At 75.3% G+C, this 3,426-nt stretch carries 4 protein-coding genes; 1 reads left to right on the forward strand and 3 read right to left on the reverse strand.

What is annotated here, in order from left to right; translation table 11 throughout:
- Nucleotides 1-355: 355 nt before the first annotated feature.
- Nucleotides 356-652, forward strand: a complete 297-nt coding sequence (locus tag ACFWI8_RS36170; protein WP_387100479.1) for a hypothetical protein — start codon at nt 356-358, stop codon at nt 650-652.
- Here ACFWI8_RS36170 and ACFWI8_RS36175 read toward each other — a convergent pair.
- From ACFWI8_RS36175 to ACFWI8_RS36185, 3 genes are all read right to left on the reverse strand, one after another.
- Entirely contained in the window at nt 649-1,629 is a 981-nt protein-coding gene (locus tag ACFWI8_RS36175; RefSeq protein ID WP_387100482.1) for a heme A synthase, read from the reverse strand. The two genes, ACFWI8_RS36170 and ACFWI8_RS36175, sit on opposite strands and share 4 nt — an antisense overlap.
- A gap of 64 nt (nt 1,630-1,693) precedes the next feature.
- The gene (locus ACFWI8_RS36180) at nt 1,694-2,455 is read right to left on the reverse strand and encodes an ABC transporter permease (RefSeq protein WP_387100485.1); all 762 of its coding nucleotides are present in this window, start codon (nt 2,453-2,455) and stop codon (nt 1,694-1,696) included.
- Entirely contained in the window at nt 2,452-3,387 is a 936-nt protein-coding gene (locus ACFWI8_RS36185) for an ABC transporter ATP-binding protein (RefSeq protein WP_387100488.1), read from the reverse strand. The genes ACFWI8_RS36180 and ACFWI8_RS36185 overlap by 4 nt, the downstream gene beginning before the upstream one ends.
- Nucleotides 3,388-3,426: the final 39 nt, after the last annotated feature.

Raw genomic sequence — 3,426 nt, forward strand, 5'->3', positions numbered from 1 at the left:
GGCCTGCGGCCGTGTCGGCCTGCGGCCGTGTCGGCCTGCGGCCGTGTCGGCCTGCGGCCGTGTCGGCCTGCGGCCGTGTCGGCCTGCGGCCGTGTGGTGCCGCGCCCACCCACCCGTCCTTGGCGGGTGGCCTCGCGCGGCAGGGGCCGGGTGGCCCGGCGGCGAAGCCGCCGCGGGCCCTCGGCCCTGGCGGGTCGTGCACCGCGCGCAGCGCGGTTCGGCAGGCCCCCGCGCGAAGCGCGTAAAAGGGCGGGTGAGTGGGGGAAAACCCCGGCGCGAAGCGCCGGACCCTGCGGCGCCGCCTGCGTGAAGCCCCGCCGGGTAGCACACCATACCGGTGGGTAACCTAAGCCGCATGGTCGAAGAATCACGCCAAGCCCGCGCAGCGACCCGCACGGTGCGGCGGTTCGCCGCCTCGCACGGTGGTGCCGGCGGGCAGATCGCCTATCTGGGGGCCCGTGGGTACCGGCTGGTGCTGGTGGGGGCCGACGGCGAGTGGGGGGATGTCGTGGCGGCGAGCCGCGAGACGCTCGAGGAGGCCGCGCGGGCGGCCGGCGTCGAGGTGCGGGAGTCGTTGGACGGGGAGCTCGCGGCCCGGCTGCGGACCGGGCCGCGTGAGTGGCGTCGGATGGCCGGGATCCAGCTCGGCTAGGCCGTGGCCAGCGGGGCCCGCTCGCGGGCCGGGTCGGTCGGCGCGTCGTCGGTGGCCGTGCCCCGCTCGCGGACGGCGAGGAGCAGGCGCAGCGTGGCGATCCAGACCAGCGTGGCGCCGAACAGGTGCATGCCGACCAGCAGTTCCGGCTCGTCGAGGAAGTACTGGGTGTAGCCGAGCACGCCCTGGCCGAGCAGCGCCCAGATCAGCTCCCGCGCCCTGGCCCGCGGGCCGGGTGGGGCGTCCATCAGCCGCATGCCGGCCCAGACGGCGATCGCGCCGAGCACCACGGCCCAGGCGAGCAGCGAGTGGACCCGGGTGACGGTCTCCCAGTCGAACGGCATCCGTTCGATGTCGCTGTCGTCGCCCGCGTGCTTGCCGCTGCCCGTCACAGCCGTGCCGACGACCACCAGGGCGGCGGAGAGCACCGTCAGGCCGAGCACCGCGCGCCGCACCGGCGGGCCGACCAGGGGGCGCGGCGGCGCGTCGCCCTCGCGGACGCGGATCCAGGCCAGCGTCGTCGTGGTGAGCAGGGCCATCGCGGCCAGGAAGTGGCCGGCGACGATGAACGGGTTGAGCTCGGTCAGGACCGTGATCCCGCCGATGACGCCGTTGCCCATCACCACCCAGAACTGGGCCCAGCCGAGCCTGGTCAGCGACCGCCGCTCCGGCTTGGCCGAGCGGACCGCGATGATGAACCAGCCCACCGCGGCGGACACCACGTAGGTCATCATCCGGTTGCCGAACTCGATGGCGCCGTGCAGGCCCATCTCGCTGGTGGCGACCAGGCTGTCGTCGCTGCAGCGCGGCCAGGTGTCGCAGCCGAGCCCGGAGCCGGTGAGCCGGACGGCGCCGCCGGTGACGATGATGACGACGCTCATGACGAGCGCCGCGAGCGCCGCGCGCCGCACGGTCTCGGGCCGGGGCGTCCAGCGCTCGGCGATGTAGGCGAGGGGGTTTCGCACTGCTTTCAGCACCCGGTCATCGTATGCCCCCCGCTTGTGCAACTTTTCACGAGGGGTCCCGCGGGGCCGGCGGCCGCTACTCCCAGCGGAAGAAGCGGGCCGCCGCGGCCAGGGCCAGGGCCGCCCAGGCGGCCAGCACGCCGGCGTCGGCCCACGGCATGGCGGCGCCGTCCCGCAGCACGTCCCGCAGCCCGTCGGAGAGCGCCGCGAGCGGCAGCAGTTCGAGGACCGTGCGCGCCCCGGCGGGGAAGTCGTCGAGCGGCACGATCACCCCGCCGAAGAACAGCAGCAGCACGAAGACCAGGTTGGCGGCGGCCAGCGTGGCCTCGGCGCGCAGGGTGCCGGCCATCAGCAGGCCGAGTCCCGAGCAGGCGGCCGTGCCGAGCAGCAGCAGGACGGCGACCGCCAGCGGGTTGCCGTGCGGGGACCAGCCGAGCGCCAGGGCGACCAGGCCGAGCAGCACCGTCTGCAGCGCGATGGTGACCAGCACCGCGCCGGTCTTGCCGCACAGCAGCGCCCAGCGCGGCAGCGGGGAGGCGGCGAGCCGCTTGAGCACGCCGTAGCGGCGCTCGAAGCCGGTGGCGATGGCCTGCCCGGTGAAGGCGGTGGAGAGCACGGCCAGGGCCAGCACGCCGGGGGCCAGGAAGTCGATCCGCTCCCCGTCCACGTCCACGAGGTCGACGGTGGAGAAGAGGACGAGCAGCAGGGTCGGGATGACCACGGTCAGCAGCAGCTGCTCGCCGTGGCGCAGGAGCATCCTGGTCTCCAGCGCGGCCTGGGCGGCGATCATCCGGGGCAGCGGGGCCGCGCCCGGGCGGGGGGTGTGCCGGCCGGTCATGACCGCAGCTCCTTGCCGGTGAGTTCCAGGAAGACGTCCTCCAGGGTGTGCCGCCGGGTGCTGATCCGGTCGGCGAGCACCCCGTGCTGGGCGCACCAGGCGGTGACCGTGGCGAGCAGCCGGGGGCCGACGTCGCCGGTGATGCGGTAGTTGCCCGGGCTCGGCTCCTCGGCCTCGCTGCCGGCGGGCAGCGCGGCCCGCAGCGAGGCGAGGTCGAGTCCCGGGCGTCCTGAGAAGCGCAGCACGTCGGCGGTGCCGCCGCGGGCGAGCTCGGCCGGGGTGCCGTGCGCTATGACCCGGCCGGCGTCGACGATGGCCACGTCGTCGGCCAGTTCCTCGGCCTCGTCCATGAAGTGGGTGGTGAGCACGGTGGTCACGCCGTCGGCCCGCAGCTCGCGGATCAGGTCCCAGGTGGCGTGCCTGGCCTGCGGGTCGAGCCCGGCGGTGGGCTCGTCGAGGAAGACCAGCTCGGGGCGGCCGACGACGGCCAGGGCCAGGGCGAGCCGCTGCCGCTGGCCGCCGGAGAGCCGCCGGTAGGTGGTGCGGCCGCAGGAGCCGAGGCCGAGGCGTTCGGCGAGCTCGTCCACGTCCAGCGGGTGGGCGTGGAGCCCGGCCACGTGGCGCAGCATCTCCAGCGCCCTGATGCCGGGGTAGACGCCGCCCTCCTGGAGCATCACGCCGATGCGGGGCCGGAGCGCGGCGGCCTGGGTCGCGGGGTCGAGGCCGAGGACTTGCAGCCGGCCGGCGTCCGGGGTCCGGTAGCCCTCGCAGCACTCGATGGTGGTGGTCTTGCCCGCGCCGTTGGGGCCGAGGACGGCGGTGACGGTGCCGGTGCGCACGGTCAGGTCGAGGCCGTCGACGGCGGTCGTCGAGCCATAGCGTTTGACAAGGCCGACGGCCTCGACGGCGGGCGCGGCCCCTGCGGAGTGCATGGAGTGGAGTGTAGGTCGGCCGCCGGGACCGGCCAGAAG

Source organism: Streptomyces sp. NPDC127098, from assembly GCF_042722465.1.
In the GTDB taxonomy this organism is placed as follows: Bacteria; Actinomycetota; Actinomycetes; order Streptomycetales; family Streptomycetaceae; genus Streptomyces; species Streptomyces millisiae.

Excerpts from the sequence above, each read along its gene's own strand:
- ACFWI8_RS36185 (WP_387100488.1), bottom strand. The coding sequence starts at position 3,387 with ATGCACTCCGCAGGGGCCGCGCCCGCCGTCGAGGCCGTCGGCCTTGTC.
- ACFWI8_RS36170 (WP_387100479.1), top strand. The coding sequence starts at position 356 with ATGGTCGAAGAATCACGCCAAGCCCGCGCAGCGACCCGCACGGTGCGG.
- ACFWI8_RS36180 (WP_387100485.1), bottom strand. The coding sequence starts at position 2,455 with ATGACCGGCCGGCACACCCCCCGCCCGGGCGCGGCCCCGCTGCCCCGG.